Source organism: Pseudomonas sp. NFACC51, assembly GCF_900103575.1.
Classification (GTDB): Bacteria; Pseudomonadota; Gammaproteobacteria; order Pseudomonadales; family Pseudomonadaceae; genus Aquipseudomonas; species Aquipseudomonas fluorescens_Q.
This window is the reverse complement of sequence record NZ_FMXH01000002.1, coordinates 363,306-380,854: the sequence shown is the minus strand read 5'-3', so window position 1 is coordinate 380,854 and position 17,549 is coordinate 363,306. Positions and strand designations below refer to the sequence as shown.

The 17,549-nt window shown below is 60.6% G+C and carries 12 protein-coding genes; 5 read left to right on the top strand and 7 right to left on the bottom strand.

The window, feature by feature from the left end:
- Window positions 1-80: 80 nt before the first annotated feature.
- From BLT00_RS05695 to BLT00_RS05680, 4 genes are read right to left on the bottom strand one after another with little or no spacing between them, the layout of a single operon-like run.
- Window positions 81-431, bottom strand: a complete 351-nt coding sequence (locus BLT00_RS05695; RefSeq protein WP_092143198.1) for a RidA family protein — start codon at window positions 429-431, stop codon at window positions 81-83.
- Window positions 428-1,801 carry an FAD/NAD(P)-dependent oxidoreductase gene (locus BLT00_RS05690; protein ID WP_092143195.1) on the bottom strand — a complete coding sequence of 458 codons (1,374 nt, stop codon included), beginning with the start codon at window positions 1,799-1,801 and terminating at the stop codon, window positions 428-430. Before BLT00_RS05690 ends, BLT00_RS05695 begins: the two co-directional genes overlap by 4 nt.
- A complete protein-coding gene (locus tag BLT00_RS05685; protein ID WP_092143192.1) occupies window positions 1,794-2,123 on the bottom strand; it encodes a (2Fe-2S)-binding protein in 330 nt (109 codons plus the stop codon). Before BLT00_RS05685 ends, BLT00_RS05690 begins: the two co-directional genes overlap by 8 nt.
- Entirely contained in the window at window positions 2,113-3,237 is a 1,125-nt protein-coding gene (locus BLT00_RS05680; protein WP_086936577.1) for an NAD(P)/FAD-dependent oxidoreductase, read from the bottom strand. The genes BLT00_RS05685 and BLT00_RS05680 overlap by 11 nt, the downstream gene beginning before the upstream one ends.
- Window positions 3,238-3,394: 157 nt before the next feature.
- Between BLT00_RS05680 and BLT00_RS05675 the strand changes: the two genes are divergently transcribed.
- The 3 genes from BLT00_RS05675 (at window position 3,395) to BLT00_RS05665 (ending at window position 6,471) form a co-directional block, all read left to right on the top strand.
- The gene (locus tag BLT00_RS05675) at window positions 3,395-4,300 is read left to right on the top strand and encodes a LysR substrate-binding domain-containing protein (protein ID WP_063321183.1); all 906 of its coding nucleotides are present in this window, start codon (window positions 3,395-3,397) and stop codon (window positions 4,298-4,300) included.
- A 138-nt stretch (window positions 4,301-4,438) separates the two neighbouring features.
- Window positions 4,439-5,524: an aromatic ring-hydroxylating oxygenase subunit alpha gene (locus BLT00_RS05670; protein ID WP_092143189.1), complete on the top strand. Its 1,086-nt coding sequence runs from the start codon at window positions 4,439-4,441 to the stop codon at window positions 5,522-5,524.
- A complete protein-coding gene (locus BLT00_RS05665) occupies window positions 5,521-6,471 on the top strand; it encodes a PDR/VanB family oxidoreductase (RefSeq protein WP_092143186.1) in 951 nt (316 codons plus the stop codon). Before BLT00_RS05670 ends, BLT00_RS05665 begins: the two co-directional genes overlap by 4 nt.
- A 195-nt stretch (window positions 6,472-6,666) precedes the next feature.
- Here BLT00_RS05665 and BLT00_RS05660 read toward each other — a convergent pair whose 3' ends face one another.
- Entirely contained in the window at window positions 6,667-7,380 is a 714-nt protein-coding gene (locus tag BLT00_RS05660) for a GntR family transcriptional regulator (RefSeq protein WP_063321180.1), read from the bottom strand.
- A gap of 100 nt (window positions 7,381-7,480) precedes the next feature.
- Complete coding sequence (locus BLT00_RS05655) at window positions 7,481-8,512, bottom strand: Ldh family oxidoreductase (protein WP_092143183.1); 1,032 nt, start codon at window positions 8,510-8,512, stop codon at window positions 7,481-7,483.
- A 234-nt stretch (window positions 8,513-8,746) separates the two neighbouring features.
- Here BLT00_RS05655 and BLT00_RS05650 point away from each other — a divergent pair, with 234 nt between their 5' ends.
- Together BLT00_RS05650 and BLT00_RS05645 are read left to right on the top strand one after the other, a co-directional pair.
- Window positions 8,747-13,579, top strand: coding sequence for a dermonecrotic toxin domain-containing protein (locus BLT00_RS05650; protein WP_092143180.1), 4,833 nt, complete (start codon window positions 8,747-8,749; stop codon window positions 13,577-13,579).
- Window positions 13,580-13,738: 159 nt separating this feature from the next.
- Window positions 13,739-14,740, top strand: a complete 1,002-nt coding sequence (locus BLT00_RS05645; RefSeq protein WP_072345955.1) for a FecR family protein — start codon at window positions 13,739-13,741, stop codon at window positions 14,738-14,740.
- A gap of 221 nt (window positions 14,741-14,961) precedes the next feature.
- Here BLT00_RS05645 and BLT00_RS05640 read toward each other — a convergent pair whose 3' ends face one another.
- Window positions 14,962-17,310 carry a bifunctional acylase PvdQ gene (locus BLT00_RS05640; RefSeq protein WP_092143177.1) on the bottom strand — a complete coding sequence of 783 codons (2,349 nt, stop codon included), beginning with the start codon at window positions 17,308-17,310 and terminating at the stop codon, window positions 14,962-14,964.
- Window positions 17,311-17,549 lie beyond the last annotated feature (239 nt).

Here is a 17,549-nt window from a genome sequence, read left to right as displayed (position 1 = left end):
CAGCAATGTGAACAAGCCCGGGCGGTGGCTCTGGTGGTCGCCTGCCCGGTGACAGCACAACGGTGATCCGGCCGACGGCCTCAGACCGCCGCCGTGACAATCAGCTCCAGCAAAATCTCCGGGTCGTCGAATGCCACCTGGGCCGTGGCCCGCGCTGGCGTCTGCGTGGCATCGAGCCACTCGCTCCACATTGCGTTCATCGCAGCGAAATCCCGGCCCATGTCTTTCATCCATATCTGCACATTGAGCAGCCTGTGCTTGTCGCTGCCCGATGCGGCCAGCAGCTCATCGATCCGCTGCAGCACCTGGCGGGTCTGGCCCTCGATGTCCTGGCTGCAATCGGCGGCCACGACACCGCTGAGCCAGGCCACGCTGTTGTGCACGACGCTACGGCTCAGGCGTGGGTTGCTTTCGATGCGTTGAATACTCATGAAGGTTCCTCGAGGGAAAGACGCTCACCGGCCAATTGGGCGAGCGTGATGGGTTTGAGGGGTGAACGGATGCGGTAATAGCCCACCTCGGCGGGTGCGACGTGGCGGCGTTCGGCAATGATTTCAGTGACGCTCAGACCGCATTGGCGCCCCTGGCACGGGCCCATGCCGCAACGGCCGAAGGCCTTGGTCTGGTTGGGGCCCAGGCAACCCAGGTCGACGTAACGGCGAATGTCGCCAGCGCTGACCTCTTCGCAGCGGCATACCGTGACGTCATCAGCGGGGATACGATTCTGGGGCCGGGGGCGATACAGGGTGTCGAGCAGCGGCCGTGCGGCGCGGGCGCGGCGTAACAGCTGCTGCAGGGCGCGCGCGCGCGTCGGCTGGCCGGCGATTGTCAATGCGACCAGGCGCCCCTCCAATTGCGCCACCTGGGCACCGCCGATGGCACCACCGTCACCGGCGATAAAAATGCCCGGCGCGCTGCTTTCACCCCATTGATTGCGATGCGTAATCCAGCACAGTTGCTGTTCGTTCCAGTCGTGCTCCAGGCGCAATGACCAACTGACCTGGGTGTTGGGCACCACGCCTTGATGCAGCAGAACCAAATCGGCGCGAATGCGCCGCGAGCGGCCTTGACTGTCGAAACTCAAGGCGCAGGCCCGATCCGTGCCTTCAACCTGCAGGTTGCGCGCGCCGCAAAAATGCCGGACGCCGGCACGCTTGAGCTCGGTCAGCAGCTTCAGTCCTTTGAGCAGATCACGCCAGCCGCGCAATGCACCGGGAACTTCCCGCCAGGCACGCAGCAGATCGCTCCGATGGCTGGTATCCACCAGGGCCTCAAGCGCGACGCCTGCACGCAGGTATTGCACCGCCAGCAAGTAGAGCAATGGACCACACCCGGCCAGCACCACTGGCGTGGCCGGCACCATGGCAGCGCTCTTGAGCAGAATCTGCCCGGCCCCGGCGGTCATGACGCCCGGCAGGGTCCAGCCAGGAATCGGCATCGGCCGTTCGAAGGCCCCCGTGGCAATCAACAGATGGCGCCCTTGCAAGACTTCTGCACGCCCCTCGAACAGGTAGTGCACCTGACGCTGCGGCGTCACCTGCCAGATGGCTGCGTTGGGCAGATAGCGGGCACCGCATTGCAGAAAGTCGGCGGCCAATTTTGCCCCGGCCACGTAGTCGTCACCCAACACGGCGCGGCGGCGAGCGTCAGCCTGGAGCACCTGGCGATATATCTGTCCGCCTGGGCTGGCCTGCTCGTCCAGCACGACGACCGACAGGCCGTGGGCCCTGGCTTCGAGCGCAGCGCTCATTCCCGCCGGACCAGCGCCGATGATGATCAGGTCGATGATTGCATTACTCATCGCCGCCCTCCTGCCATGGTGCCAGGCACGCGGCTCCGCGTTGGCGCCGCACGCGCATGCCGGAACTCACCGGCACCAGGCAAGCCTGGGCATTGGCTTGTCCATCCACTTCCACCAGGCATTCGAAGCACACACCCATCATGCAATAAGGGGCGCCGGGGCGACCGTTGATCGCGCTTTCGCGGGTGTGGCGAATGCCACAGGCCAGCAGCGCCGCCGCCAGGGATACCTCGGCGGGCACTGTGAGCGGTCTGCCTTCAAATTCGATCTGCACGGTGTGATCTCCCGAGGCCAGCGGCCGGAACAGACTGTCAGCCGACATGGCGCACCTCTGCTTGCAGGTTGAAACGCTGCAACCCGAATGGCTTCACCGCCGGCTCATCGAATTCCCCGGCGATCCAGGGCACCAAGCGCAAGGCATGGGCGGCAGCCAGCGTCACGCCGCTGTGGCAACTGATAATCGACAGCCCCGGGCAGCCTTGGGGCATTTCGTATATCGGAAAGCCATCGGCACTCATCACCCGCAGCGCCCCCCAGGCCCGCACCACTCGTACCTGGCCCAGCCGCGGAAAACACTGCACCGCGCGCCGGGCAATAGCCGCCATGACCTGGCTGCCGGTGCCGTCATCGAAGCCCGTTGACTCGTGGGAATCACCCAGTTGCAGCGTGCCCTCGTCGGTCTGGCGGACATAGGTAGTGGGGTACTGCAGAAAAGGCTCAAGCCGCTCGGTGACCAGAATCTGCCCACGGTTCGGCTGCACCGGCACGTCCAACCCTACCCTGGCCCCCAACGCCCGATTGCCGAGGCCAGCGGCCAGCACCACCTGGCGGGCAGCCCAGCGCTGCTCTCCTGCCCGCAGTTCGAAGCCCGTGGTGCCCGCGTCGATGGCCTCGACGTGATGGCCGTTGATGAGCTTGACCCCGCGAACCTGGCAGGCGGCATAGAGCGAGCGCAGCAGCTTGAGCGGGTTGACGTGGCCGTCCATGGGCGAGAAACAGCCGCCCACGACATCAGGCCCAACGCCGGGCAAGCGGGCGCGCAGTTGCGCGGCGTCCAGCAGTTCAAAGGGGTAGTCGCCAGCAAAGGCGTCACGCAACCAAGCCAGCCGATGACTTTCCTCGGCCATTTCCGCGTCGCTCAGGCACAACTGGAAGCCACCCTGTTGGCGTAGATGGACATCGATGCCGGTATCGGCTTGCAACGCCGCGGCGAATCGAGGCCAGAGCGCCACCGATTCCCGCGTCCACCGGGCATACGGGCTCATGCGGTAGCCCTTGCCCTGCACCCAGAGCAAACCAAAGTTGCCCCGGGCGGCGCGAATAGCGTCATCGCCCTCGTCGAGCACGCTCACCTGGCGCCCGAGCAAGGCCAGTCCATAGGCGATGGACATACCCACCAGGCCACCCCCTACGACAATGACATCAGTTTTTGACATGGTTTTCGGATCGCTGTTTTCGGCGCCACTGATTCAATCAGACGCCGGCCCATGGCTGGTTCAAGTGCTTTCTGTCGATCCTAGGGCGATGACAGCGCCTTGAAAAATGCTTTATTTTGGCAACCTCATGTCTTTTTGTTATGGGTGGATCCGAGCTATGAATCTCCGTCAGTTGGAAGCCTTTCGCGCCGTGATCCTGGGCCAGACCGTGACGCGGGCTGCCGAAATGCTGCACATCTCGCAGCCGGCGGCGACCCGACTGATCGCCAGCCTGGAAGAGGACATCGGCTTCAGCCTGTTCGACCGGGTCAAGGGGCGGCTGCAACCCACCGCCGAGGCCATGACCCTGTACCAGGAAGTGCAGCGTTCGTTGTTGGGGGTGGAACGCATTGCGCGTACCGCCCAGGACATCCGCACGCTCAAGCGCGGTTCACTGCACATTGCCTGCGCACCGGCCATGGGGTTGTCATTCGTGCCCCGGGCGATTGCTGCGTTCATGGCCGAACACGATCAAGTGCAGATATCGCTGGTGGTGCATTCGTCCCGGGAAGTCGTGGACCTGGTGGTGGGCCAGCGCTGCGACCTGGGCCTGATCGTGCTGCCCAACACGTACCCCAGCCCTCGTGCCGAAAAATTGCTGGCCACGCGCATGCTCTGCGCCCTGCCCGCCGGCCATCGCTTGCAGGACCAGGCGACGATCCGCCCGGAAGACTTGCAGGGCGAACCGTTCATTTCCTACCCGCAGTCGATTGCCTCACGCCAGCACATCGATGCGATCTTCGCCGCCCATGGCATAGACCGCGAACTGCGCCTGGAAACCCAGCTCTCGCTGCCCATGTGCGCGTTCGTCGAACAGGGCCTCGGCGTGGCGTTGGTGGATGCCATCAGCGCCGTCGAGTACCGCGGCCAGGGCATCGTCTTCCGTGCCTTCGAACCGGCGATAGAAATGGACTTCAGCATGCTTCTGCCCGTCCAGGGGCCGGTTTCCAAGCTGCAAGCCAGCTTTCTGGAGCACATGCAGCGGTTCATCGAAGCGCAGGTGCCGGCGGCCTATCGGTTCTGATGTGACCGCCAATCGCCCACTAATGGATCCACTGATAAGATAAATTGGTCATTTACGCCGCAATACCGTTGACAACGAAATTAGTTAAGAGAGTTAATGGATCCACAGACAAGAACAACATCCGCCTGGAGATCCCTCATGTACCCCAAAAATGCCTGGTACGTTGCCTGCACCCCCGATGAAATCGCCGACAAGCCCCTGGGTCGCCAGATCTGTGGTGAGAAGATGGTTTTTTACCGGGGGCATGAAGGCAAGGTCGCGGCGGTGGAAGACTTCTGCCCCCATCGCGGCGCCCCGCTCTCCTTGGGGTATGTCGAAAACGGCAACCTGGTGTGCGGCTATCACGGCTTGGTGATGGGCTGCGACGGCAAGACCGTCGAGATGCCGGGGCAACGGGTGCGAGGCTTCCCTTGCAACAAGACTTTTGCAGTACAGGAACGGCATGGGTTCATCTGGGTCTGGCCCGGAGACCAGGCGCAGGCCGACCCGGCGCTGATCCATCATCTGGAATGGGCTGAAAGCGATGAATGGGCCTACGGTGGCGGCCTGTTCCATATCCACTGCGACTATCGCCTGATGATCGACAACCTGATGGACCTGACCCACGAAACCTACGTCCACGCCTCGAGCATCGGCCAGAAGGAAATCGACGAGGCGCCGCCAGTGACCACGGTCGATGGCGATGAAGTGGTCACCGCCCGGCACATGGAAAACATCATGGCCCCGCCGTTCTGGCGCATGGCCTTGCGCGGCAACAATCTGGCCGATGACGTGCCGGTGGATCGCTGGCAGATCTGCCGTTTCACCCCGCCCAGCCATGTGCTGATCGAAGTCGGCGTGGCCCATGCCGGCAACGGCGGTTATCACGCCGCGCCGCAATTCAAGGCGTCAAGCATCGTGGTGGATTTCATTACGCCGGAAACCGAGACGTCGATCTGGTACTTCTGGGGCATGGCCCGGCACTTCCAGCCGCAGGATGAAGCCCTCACCGCGTCCATTCGCGAAGGCCAAGGCAAGATTTTCAGCGAAGACCTGGAAATGCTCGAACGCCAACAGCGCAACCTGCTGGACCATCCGCAACGCAACTTGCTCAAACTCAACATCGACGCAGGCGGCGTACAGTCCCGCCGGGTGCTGGAGCGCTGGATCGCACGGGAACGGGAAGCACAGGCCGGGTTGATCGCCAGCAGCCATCAACCACAACGGGTGGAGCAACGGCCATGATCGAAGTCCAGGTCGCGGCGCGACACAACGAAGCCCTCGATATCTGCAGCTACGAATTGACGCGTGTCGATGGCGAGCCGCTGCCGGCCTTCACCGCCGGCGCCCATATCGATGTGCACTTACCCGGCGGGCTGATTCGCCAGTACTCGCTGTGCAACCATCCCCAGGAGCGGCACCGCTACCTCATCGGTGTGCTCAAGGATCCGGCGTCCCGCGGTGGTTCGCGCAGCCTGCATGAGCTGATCCAGCCAGGCATGCGTTTGCACATCAGCGAGCCGCGTAACCTGTTCGCTCTCGCCCCGCAAGCCCGGCGCAGCCTGTTGTTTGCCGGCGGCATCGGCATTACGCCGATCCTGTGCATGGCCGAGCATCTGGCCCAGAGCGGTGCCGCGTTCGAGCTGCATTACTGCGCCCGCGCCCGGGACCGCGCGGCCTTTGTCGAGCGCCTGCGCCAGGCGCCTTATGCCGACCGGGTATTCCTGCATTTCGATGAAGAACCGGAAACCCTGCTGGACGCCGCCAGGGTGCTGGCCGCGCCGAGTGACGATGTGCATCTCTACGTCTGCGGCCCCGGCGGGTTCATGCAACACGTCCTCGACACCGCCAAAAGCCAGGGCTGGCAGGAAGCCTGCCTGCACCGCGAATACTTTGCCGCCGCCCCTACCGACACCCGTGCCGATGGCAGTTTTTCGGTCAAGCTGGCCCGCAGCGGCCAAGTGTTCGACGTGCCGGCGGACTGCAGTGTGGTGCAGGCGCTGGAGCGCCATGGCATCGAGATCCCGATCTCGTGCGAACAAGGGGTCTGCGGCACCTGCCTGACCCGCGTGCTGGAAGGTGTACCAGAGCATCGGGACATGTTCCTGACCGAGGCTGAACAGGCCTGCAACGACCAGTTCACGCCGTGCTGCTCCAGGTCGAAAACCCCGGTGCTGGTGCTGGATCTCTGACAACCACCGGAAAACAGGCACCCCAAATCCCGTGGCGAGGGAGCTTGCTCCCGCTCGGCTGCGCAGCACTCGCAAACCAGACAATGCGATTTACCTGAACGATATAGGGCCTGCTTCGCAGGCCAGCGGGAGCAAGCTCCCTCGCCACAGGGGGATGTTTGCTGGCTACACAAATACAGCAGTCATCCGGGCCGTTCACTCCGAACGGAGAATCACCGTCATCCGCTCGTCAGCCAGTGTCGAGCCGAACACTTCGGCATAGCGCAGGGTCGCGTTGGCATGCTCGCGCATGATTGCCTCGGCGCGGCCGCTCTGGCGGTTGATCAAGGCGTCGAACACCGAATGGTGTTGCATATGGGCATAGTTGAAGCGGCGAAATTCGCCGGCCATGTTCTGGCGATCCACAGCCAGGGCGGTGACTGAGGCGAATGGCAGATGATCGTTGCGGGCCAGGGCATCGGCAATCGCCGGGTTGTGGCTGCCTTCGACGATCACCTGGTGAAAGCGCATGTTGAGGTCGTGATAGACCTCCAGGTCGTCCTCGGTCACATAGCCCTTGGCGAACAATTCATCGCCCTGCGCCAGGCATTGCTCGAGTATCGCACGGGCCTCTTCAGATAAACCGTGCTCGGCCGTCTGCCGTGCCGCCAGGCCCTCCAGCACGCCACGCACCTCCACGGCCCCGGCGATCTGTTCGGCACTGACCGAACGCACCTGGAAACCTCGTCCGCCGAAGCGCACCAGCAACCCTTCCTGCTCCAGGGTGCGGAACGCCATGCGCACCGGCATGCGCGATACGCCGAACAACTCGGCCGTGGGTATTTCCATCAGACGCTCGCCAGCGGCCAACTCGCCCGAGGCGATCATCTTGCGCAGCGCAACCAGCACCGTTTGGCCGGGCTTACTCATCCAGGCGATTCCACAGAAAAGAAGCCGTCATAGTAGAAGGCTTGGCGCAGCGTGTCACGGCAAGGCAGTGGCAGCCAGGCTGGCCGCCACAGCGGATTGTTCAAACCCCTGCCAACTCGCGCAGCTGCGCCAGGGTCTGTTCGTCCAAGCTGATCCCATGCTCATTGGATTTGCTGCGTTCGCGATGGCGACGGTCTCCCGGCAAGCGCCGCAACCCGACGCCATGCATCTGCCTGACCAGTTCCTGGCTGCGCTCGGCGAAGTTTTGCCCGGCGGTCTTGCTCGGGTCGATCACGATCAACAACTGACCGGTCCACGGGGTCTTGGCACCCGGATGGTTGTGCCAGTCGAACTCGAAGGAAAAATTGCCGCCAGTCAGGGCTGCCGCGAGCAACTCGACCATCATCGACAGCGCCGAGCCCTTGTGCCCGCCAAAAGGCAAGAGCGCTCCACCTTCGAGAATCGCCTTGGGGTCCCGGGTCGGCTGGCCGAGGCTGTCCACGCCCATTCCTGGTGGCAACAACTCGCCCTTGCGTGCAGCAATCTGTACGTCGCCGTGGGCAATGGCGCTGGTGGCGAGGTCGAAGACAATCGGCTCACCGTCAGCCCGTGGTGCGGCGAAGGCAATGGGGTTGGTGCCGAACAATGGGCGGTCCGCGCCATGGGGCACCACACACGTCATGCTGTTGACCACACTCAACGCCACCAGGCCTTCATAAGCGAACGGCTCGACATCCGGCCAGAGGGCGGCAAAGTGATGGGAGTTGCGAATGGCCAGGACGGCGATACCGGCACTGCGGGCCTTCGCCACCAGCAATGGACGCGCCGCGGCCAGGGCGGGCTGGGCAAACCCGTTGCAGGCGTCCACCGCGACAAACCCTGAAGCGACGTCGTCGACCATCGGCACGGCCTTGCCGTTGACCCAACCGCTGTCGAGTGTCGAGACATAACCGGGAATGCGAAACACCCCATGGCTGTGGGCGCCGTCGCGCTCGGCCCCGGCGCAGTTTTCAGCCAGGCACCGAGCGACTTCGGTCGACGTGCCATGACGCAGGAAAATTTTCTCCAGCAAGCTCACCAGAGCATCGAAAGACAAGGTGCAAGAAGCGGCATGATCGGATGGCACAGACATCTGAAGCTCCAGAATGATTGTTGGAGGTAGCAACAGCGTAAAGGGACCCGCCGGGGGATTAAACACCGGTTCAGGCGCGCACTGTCAATCCTTGTCCACGGCATCTGCCCGGCGTGGCAGGTCGAAAACCAGCATGCGGTAACTATGTACCACCTTGGCTCATTCATCGTTGCCTAGTCTGGCGGCTTCCTCCACGTTCGCGCCGCTTTGAGGCGCCCCGATCGAGAAGCAACGATGCTCACTGAAACCACACCGCTTTTATTTCCCGAGGTATTGCACACCCATCGCCTGGACGAATTGACCGCAACCCACGGACTGACGCAGGCAGACCTCGACTGGTTGCAGCACATCGCCCTGCCCGACCACACCCAGCGCGCAGCGCAGACACCCCCGATGTTCGCCGAAACCATTCTGTTGCAAGCCGATGAAAAACCGCCCATTGCACTGGCCGGCTGCTTTGTCCTCAGCACCTCGTCGAACAGCAGCAAAACCAGCGCCCACCCGGCGTTCCTCTACACGCCAAGTGGCGGCATAAAAAAGTTCGACAACCTGGCATCCCTCGAAGAGCAGATTGACCAGATGCGCCGGGACACTGCGCAACGCGACGACCTGTTTCGTCTCTTGTCGATCTCCCAACGCAGCGAACTGAACAGCACCACCGACATCAGGCAGACCCGGCAACTCATCGAAGAGGACGTTTTCAAGACCCAGCTCGAATCCATCGAGCACGCCCAGCACCTCAATGCCCTGGCCATGGTGAATGAACTGATCAAATTGCCCTCGTTAAGATCGATGCTTGACCAGGTATTGAACGAGGCGCTGCCAGACCTGGATCATCGACAGATCCGCGTGGCCTTCAGCAAGGGGGCTTACCCAGGAAATCCAAGGGCCATCCAGGTGACCGAAAGCATTCCACTGGGCGATGCCATCCTGGGCTATTTCCATCATCAGGGCTGGCCAGTCGGGCATGACATCGATCTGACTCACCCGGGTACGCCCGCATCGTCCTACAGCCCGCAGCAATGGGAAAACATCATAAAAAACATTGCCAGGAAACTGATTCCAACGCTTATCGGTTGCATCGATGCCTTTTGGGAGAACATGACGACCCACTTTTATATGTCTCGGCGCAAACTGCTTTCCCAAGTCATCCACGACAGACTCTGGGCAACCATCCTGGTCGAGCGGGAAAAAAGACAACTGACGGAGGAACAAAGTCGTGAACTGCTCCGATTGTTCAGGCCCTCGCGCCGGGACGAAGCACTGCTGTTCATCGAAACGATTCGCCTCTGGGAATATGAGCCGCACTTTGTAGAACTTGCAGGCTCCTTGATGATCAGCGCCAAAGGCAACTATCTCTACACCCCCATGCAGGGTCTTCAGAAGATAGACAACCCTCCAGGTTTCAAGGCTGCGCTGTTCGGTCACCCCGCAAGCACCGCACAAAAGGAAGCGCTCTATAGCCTACTGAGCCTGGAAGAGCGCAACCGTTTCCTGCGCTTTGACGAACCACAGATTTCGGGCAAGCCGCTGGATTTTCCAGTGTCCGAATCCCTGGCGAACGCCATCATCGAAAAACAGAAGAATAACTTTCATTACGCACTGGAAATGTCTCGCCAGGGCGATGTCGACATCCACGCGCTCATCGACAAGGCGCTGGATATACGCACCCTCATCAATAAAAGCCTGTTGGACCCGCCTACTGCCGGACACTGGGGGACTCATCCCGCTTTTCATGGAAGTCTGCGCCCGTCCAACTTCATGGCTGATCAGATGCAAAGAAAGGTCAAGAGCTACACCGATGTCGAAGCCGCTTTCGATAGCCTCTTTACCCGGTTGCCGACCTCCCACAACGTTTCGCTGCACAATGGGCTCCGGCAATTACTGGCTGAACTGACCAATGTTTTTTCCTTGGGGATACGGGCCGAGGCCGAACTCAGGGAACTTAACGCGAGCCTGCCGTCGATTGCCAATGACCTGATCAGAACGGTTTTTGCCTACGATTCAGAATACCCGGACCGTGCCCAACGGATCGGCGTCAGGGGCTTCCGGCCGGATGTCTATTCGTTGACGCTGGCCTGTAGCGAAGAAGACCGAACGGTTTATCTGCCCCTTGCCAACTGCTTTTTATTAACTGAGCGCGGAGGCCTCGATACCCCCTATTCGGGCATGGCCATCCTGTGGACGCCCGCCGATGGCTTGCAGGCGTTTTCGTCCGTAGATGTTGCGACCCAGCAATTGAATCGGCACCTGCTCGATTCCCGAAAACGCTTTGGTTTGCTCGCCAACCTCACCCCGGCCCAACGCCAACCTCATGGACGCTATCAACTCCAGGCATATGAACTGATCGAGGACAACGTGCTGGTGAATCGGATGAGTTCGTTCATCAAACACTTTGAGGCCGAGCATGCTTATCTGACCAGCTTGAAAGCCGGAAGCTGGCAACTGACCGGCAAGGCTCTGTCGCGAAGCCTTCAGGCATTGCTGGACAAAGGCGCGCCGACCAATCTCAAGCGCGCCACCCACATTGCCCGGGCCAATAAGCAGCAACAGCAACTCCCCGCCTGGCTCGGTACGGCGGCACTTGACGATCAACGCCTGCACGTCGAGTTGCTTGAGCAATATAAAAACAGCGTGGTCGATGGCAAGGACTATCTGGACGGTATCGAGCCGCTGCGCACCTATGTGCGTAATAAATTGAAAGCACTGCTGAGCGCACGCTTCGCTGCAAACAACCTTGACCCCGACACCCTCCAGATCACACCAAACCTCGCCATAGTCGGACCGGCCAGTTCGCTAACCGACTTCGCCATGCATCACATCGAAGTGACCCGGGAGGGCTTCAAGGTTTCTTCAACGTCCACGCAGAAATTGCCGGACGGCCTGAACGAGATCACCGTCAGGCAGATGCTGTCCTCGTTGAATATCTCGACCGATTTTAAAAATCAGGTGGCGCAGAAACTGTCCGGCCCCACTGCGCAGGCCCGGCAAAGAAAAACGGCCTTCCGCCAACAAATGCCCTGGCAGTTGCTGCAATACGCTCACGCACGTTATCTGCAACAACACCTCTCCCCCTTGGCCTTTGATTTGATTCATCAGGTGGTGGACATGCCCGATGCCGTCGCTCGCAAAGCCGTTGAGGGTGCCAACGCGTTCATTCGCCCGCTGGAGTTGATCAAGACCGGTGGTGCAGTGCCGGTCAAAGCGCAAGGGCTCTACTTGATCGGCTCGAGCGTCGATGCGACAAGTCCTCAGGTCCTGTATTCGCCCTACCACGAGGGGGAGCACTTCATCGAATTCAAGGATGAAGCGAGCGTCATTGCCGCATTCAATACGCCAGGGATACTTCAGAACCTGCTGATTCGCCGGCTTCCCGAGCACCAGCAGGCCACATTCAGGCACCTGTTCGCCGCCACCGTCGGGCAGCGATCGGAAATCACCCTGGCCTCGAACCCTATCCAGACCAACCTGTTCGACACATTGTTCGACGACAACTCAGCATTGTTATCGGACATGCTGAGCGCACAAACCAATGAAAAACGACAGTTTGACTGGGAAACGGTCCTGCACCTGTTCAGCTCCAGCATCAAGTCAGTGGGGAGGCAACTGTCGGGCAAACTGACTTTTATCGAAACGCTTTGGGAAAGCTACCAGGACTTCAAGGCTTCAGCCGAAGCGTTGCAGCAGCATGACTGGAAAACAGGCCTGCACGATTTTATCGCCGGCGCTGCCGAGATGGTGTCGCTGGGCCTGATGAATCGCGAGGATACATTCGGTCTTCTCGATCCCATTGAACCGCTTTCGCAAGGCGCTACGTTGGCCAATCGCTGGAAGGACATCGCTTCCACCGCCCGGATCCGAACCGACTTGAGCGTTTTCGAGGCCATGGGTATCAGCCTGTCGGACCTGCAACCAGACCTGATCGACGGCACCTACAAGGCACTGGAAAACGGCAGGCTTTATATCCCCCTTGCCGGCAAAGTCTTCCAAGTAGCGAAAGCCGGCCAAACCTGGCGAATCGTGCATGAGCACGCAGAGGGGCCGTTATTGAGAAAGTCGCCTGACGGCCGGACATGGGAACTCGATCCACAACGCCAGACCATACGCTTTGGCAAAGCCGGATCGAAAATGGCCGTCACCTACAGCGACTTCAAGGCCAAGGGCTCACTGAATATCGAAGCAAAGGGCATGGCTGAGATACGCAGGAAATATCCGCACCGTGCAAACGCAATTGTGCAGGCACTGGAGACCGCGAGGTTCTATTCATTCAACGCCCTTCACAACCTTGATCAATTCAAGCGACAACCACTTGCGGGCTCTCGGCTGGATAATTTCATGAGATTGTTTTTTGGGGTCGACAGCGTCGACGCTCGTCTTATCAGCAAGATAGAGACGGCGATCTCGCCCATATGCCGGGCATTGGCCGATCCATCCTGGGCGCAACAGAATGCCGACCGCATCGTGATCGGCAACCTCAAGCACCTGGAAGATCGAGCAACCGCCTTCGTACTCGAGCCGGCAGCCGTCGGCAGAATCTATATCACGCAGTTTTTCTTCGACATGGGCTTGGATTGGTACAAAGCCGTCGTACCCGAGTTCTTCAATGTCGATGCGCATGCCCAGGGAGCGACCCTCATCCACGAAATTTCCCATCAGTTGTTCAATACGTTCGACATCATCTACCTGGACGCCGCACTGCCATTTCTCGATTTGATTTCAACAGCGACTTACGCCGGAAAGTTGCGATACGACGAGCAAAGGGACCTGCAACTCAACGGGCTTTCATTGACCACACCAAAGTCAAAACTGTTCACGCAGTGGGACAGCACGGATAACACTTACAAGAAGCTGGAGCTGTTGCCTGGATACAGTCAAATCACCCGGGAAATCCTGAAGATTACTGGCGCCAGAACCATGGATAACGCTCGCGATGATTTTCTCGATTCGATTTTGCCGGACAAGCGCATCGACGTCATACTTCGCAACGCCGACTCGCTCACACTCTTGATCTGTGAATTGGGACGCCAACTAGACCCCACTCCACCACGGAAAACTACCGTGCCATGAACGGTTTGGGTGGTTGATCTTTTTTTCACGCAATGTATGCGACGGTAGGCGACAACGAGTGTTTGAGTAAAAAAACAGGCGATTGATGCGTAAACGCCATGACGGTTGTTCTCGGCAGCTCATGCCGAAGGTTAGAATGCGGCAAACCAGGAAGAGTCAATGACCGAACATCCCCTCTCGGAAGCCGAATACGACGCCATTACCGATGCCGCTGCCCATTGGTGCATGCGTTTGCATGCCGCCGATTGCACCCATGCCGAACGGCAGGCGTTCAAGCAATGGCACGATGCCGATCCCCTGCATGCTTTCGAATACGAAGCCATGCTGGAGATCTGGGCTGTTGCCGATCATCTGCCGCGTGTCGAGTCAACGCCGACGGCTCCAGCACGCCGCACCCAGTCGCGTTGGAGCCGGTTGGCGGTCGCCGCTGCGGTGTTAGTAGTGGGCACGCCCCTGGCTGCTTACACCGGCTGGAATCTGGGCTGGGTTGCCAATTCCTACCAGCGCTTCGAAGCGGGCGCCAGCGTACGTCATGTCACCCTGGGTGACGGCAGCCAGGTCGAACTCAACCTGGGCAGTGAGCTGGTATTTGCCAACTACAAAAACGAACGCCGGGTGACGCTGAAAAAGGGTGAGGCGTTTTTTGACGTCAGCCATGACAAACAGCACCCGTTTGTCGTTCGGGCTGGCCAAGGCCAGGTGCGTGTGACCGGTACACGTTTCAACGTATGGATGTACCAGGACCAGGTACGGATCACGCTACTGGAGGGCTCGGTGAGGGTGACCAGCAACCAGGCACTCAGCCGTGACGGCCTGCCGCTTTTCCCGGGCATGCAGGCCAGCTACAAGGCAGGCGACCAACAACCGCAAGTTCGTGAGACAGATGCCAATGACAGTTCGCTGGCCTGGCGCAACGGCAAACTGGTGCTGGATAACCTTGCCCTGAGCGATGCACTGCCGCTGATCAACCGCTACCTCGACCGGCCTGTCATGTTGGCCGACAACAGCACCGGTGGCCTGCGTATCGGTGGTGTCTACAACATCAGCGAAGTGCAAAACCTGGTGCCTTCGCTGCCGAAAGTGCTGCCGGTCTACCTGACCCAGAACAAGGACGGCAACCCGGTCCTCAATTCCATCGGGCAACGACCAGCCACTCACTGACAGCTTTTCTCTGTGGGAGCCTAGCTTGCTCGCGATAGCCCGGGTCAGCTTGCCTCGACGTTGAATGCGCCGCCCTCATCGCGAGCAAGCTCGCTCCCACTGGGGATTTGTGTTGGCCGGGAAATCACAGGCTGGCACCGATCCTATGTGTGGAAGCGAGCTTGCTCGCGAAGGCGGTGGATCAGTCTACATTCAGTTTGAATGTGACCGCTCACCAGCGGCTATTGCGTCGCCACCCTGCCCGTCTCATCACGCTCGCGGATAATCAACGCTTGATAGTGCGGATCGGCCTTGATTTGCTGTTCAGTGAATGGCAGTACACTCCACTGCTTCTGCGAAAAGGCCTGGGTCTGGTCCGCCGAATATGGCGATGCCGGGTCGCTGGAGAGGGAGAATGCCAGCAACCCCTGGGCCTGCGGACCGTTGCCGTCAAACGTCACCACTTGCAGATAACTGGTCCCGCTGACCACCTCCCGCTTGCCGTCCGCCCCGGGCACACTCTGGATCGCGTTGTAGATGCCCAGCTCCCCGGGACCGCCGTGAATCGGTGTCTGTCGGCTGCCGCTGCTGGCCACCTGGACGTCTTGCCATTGGCTGTCCTTCGACAAGCCGGCGACCTTCACCGTCTCCACCGAAGCCAGCATGGCATCGCGCACGGCCTTGAGTACCGCTGGCCGCTCAATCGCCAGGCCACGCGGTGTGTGTTGCGGGTCTTTGGGGTCGAACGCGACGCGCCATGAATCCGGCACCGCCTGCAAGCGGTCCATGATGTGCTGGAAATGCACGAACCCCAGGCCGCTATTCAGGCCGGCCTTGCGATCCCACGCCTTGAGGCTGGCACACGCCTCGACCAATGCCGAAGCATCAGCCCCCAGGTCACCGGCGCACACGCCGAGCAGGTCCGGCATCACTTGGTCAGCCAGGTAAACCTGATCGTCCATGACCATGCGCTGCAAATCCTCGATCTTCACCGGCCCGCTCTTGGCCAATTGGCTCATCCAGTCCAGCGCAAAACGTGCCCGCAGTCCCAGGGGCTGGCCTTGCTGACTGATCAGTGGGGAGTAACCGGACAGCGGCTGCGCAGGGTTGGCCATCCAAGCCGAATCGTTGGAGTTCTGCACGTAATCGCGGCGCAGCAACTGCGGAAGCCTGTCGGCGGCATAGGTGCCTTTTTGCACAGCTTTGGAATCGATGCCCCAGGCACACTCGCTGCGAGAGCCATCCAGCACGATCAGTCGCAACCCGGCCCGGGGATCGCTGCACCGGGCCAGTTTCTCGGCGTCGACATTCGGCACCACCGACACGTTCATGTAAAGGCTTTGCCCCTGGTCGTCCACCGCCAGGGTATTGACCCAGGGAATGCCCTGGATCTTATGGACGGCGTCCTGCAGATCCTTGAGCGTGACCGCCTTGTTCATGGCGTACCACTGCGCCAGCACGCGATCGTTTTCCAGGTTCGCATCCCGCAGGCTGTAGGCGAACCGATTATCCCAGTCCAACCGGCCAGGCCATTGCACGATCGGTCCGAACTGCGAGCCATAGATCACTCGGGTGACCGTCTGCACCTGTCCATCAGGTTGCTTGACGTCCACCGCGACCGTCTGCTGACTCATCGGCACAGACTTGCCGTCAAGCAGATAGCGGGTCGGGTCCTTAGGGTCGAGTTGCAGGCGGTATAGGGTGAAGTGTTTCGAGCTGTCGACGGTGTGGGTCCAGGCCAAGTGCTGGCTGAAACCGATATTGATCATCGGCAGGCCTGGCAGCGCCGCGCCCATGACGTCCAGCTTGCCGGGAATGGTCAGGTGCATCTGGTAGAAACGCATGCCGCCCAGCCACGGAAAATGTGGGTTCGCCAGCAACATCCCACGGCCGTTGAACGAGCGCTCGCTGCCGATGGCCAGCGCATTGCTGCCGCGCTCCAGGGCAAAACGCTGCTGCCGAGTGGCGGCGGCCGCGAAACCAGCGACCGGGGTGCCCGCGAGTGCGCTCGCCTGGGGCGGTTGCGCGCCGGCCAGGGCCTCGGCGAATTGACCAACGCCGCCTTCCACCAACAACCGACGGGTCAACTTGACCAGGTCCAGCGCCGTGATCGGCCGCACCCACTCGCTTGCACATTGTTCGGGCAGGCCTTTGGCCTTGCGCTCGACCAGCGCACGGTTGTAGCCCGCCACGTAGCCTTCGACCAGTTGTTGCACTTGAGGCGTCTGGGCCTGCCAGAAACCGGAAACCGCTTGTGGCGTGTTGAGCCAACTGAAGAACAGATCACTGACGCGGTTCTCCCGCTGCTCCACCGTCCTGCGCTCGGGCCCGAAATAGCGCGAGCGCTGGGCATTGACCGTGACAATTTCATTGGCCAGCAGGCACAGGTTGTCCTGGGCGTAGGCGTAGCCGATGCCATAACCCAGCCCGCGCTCATCCTGCGCCCGGATATGCGGTACGCCAAAACCGGTGCGACGGATCTCGGCACTGGCCTGCTGCCCATCGTCTTGCGCATTGACCACGGGGCTGAGCCCGAGGGCGATCCCCAGAAAAGCGCCTGCGAGGCCAATCCTCGATAACTGCCCGGACATTCTCACATTCACTCCTGATAAAACTTCAGAAACCAGGACGGCCACCGGTGCGACAGAAGACAAACACTCGACCCGCCTGGGAAATCACATGCCGCTTGCTGAACCGGAATGTGCCTCCCTTGAAAACGAACCGGATGAAAAAAAATTAATGGCTGGCAGCCTTTTGAATATGGGGGTTTGACGCAGCAAGGGCATTTTTTTCACATCATGGTCCTCATGATTGTGCGTCCTCGTTCGTC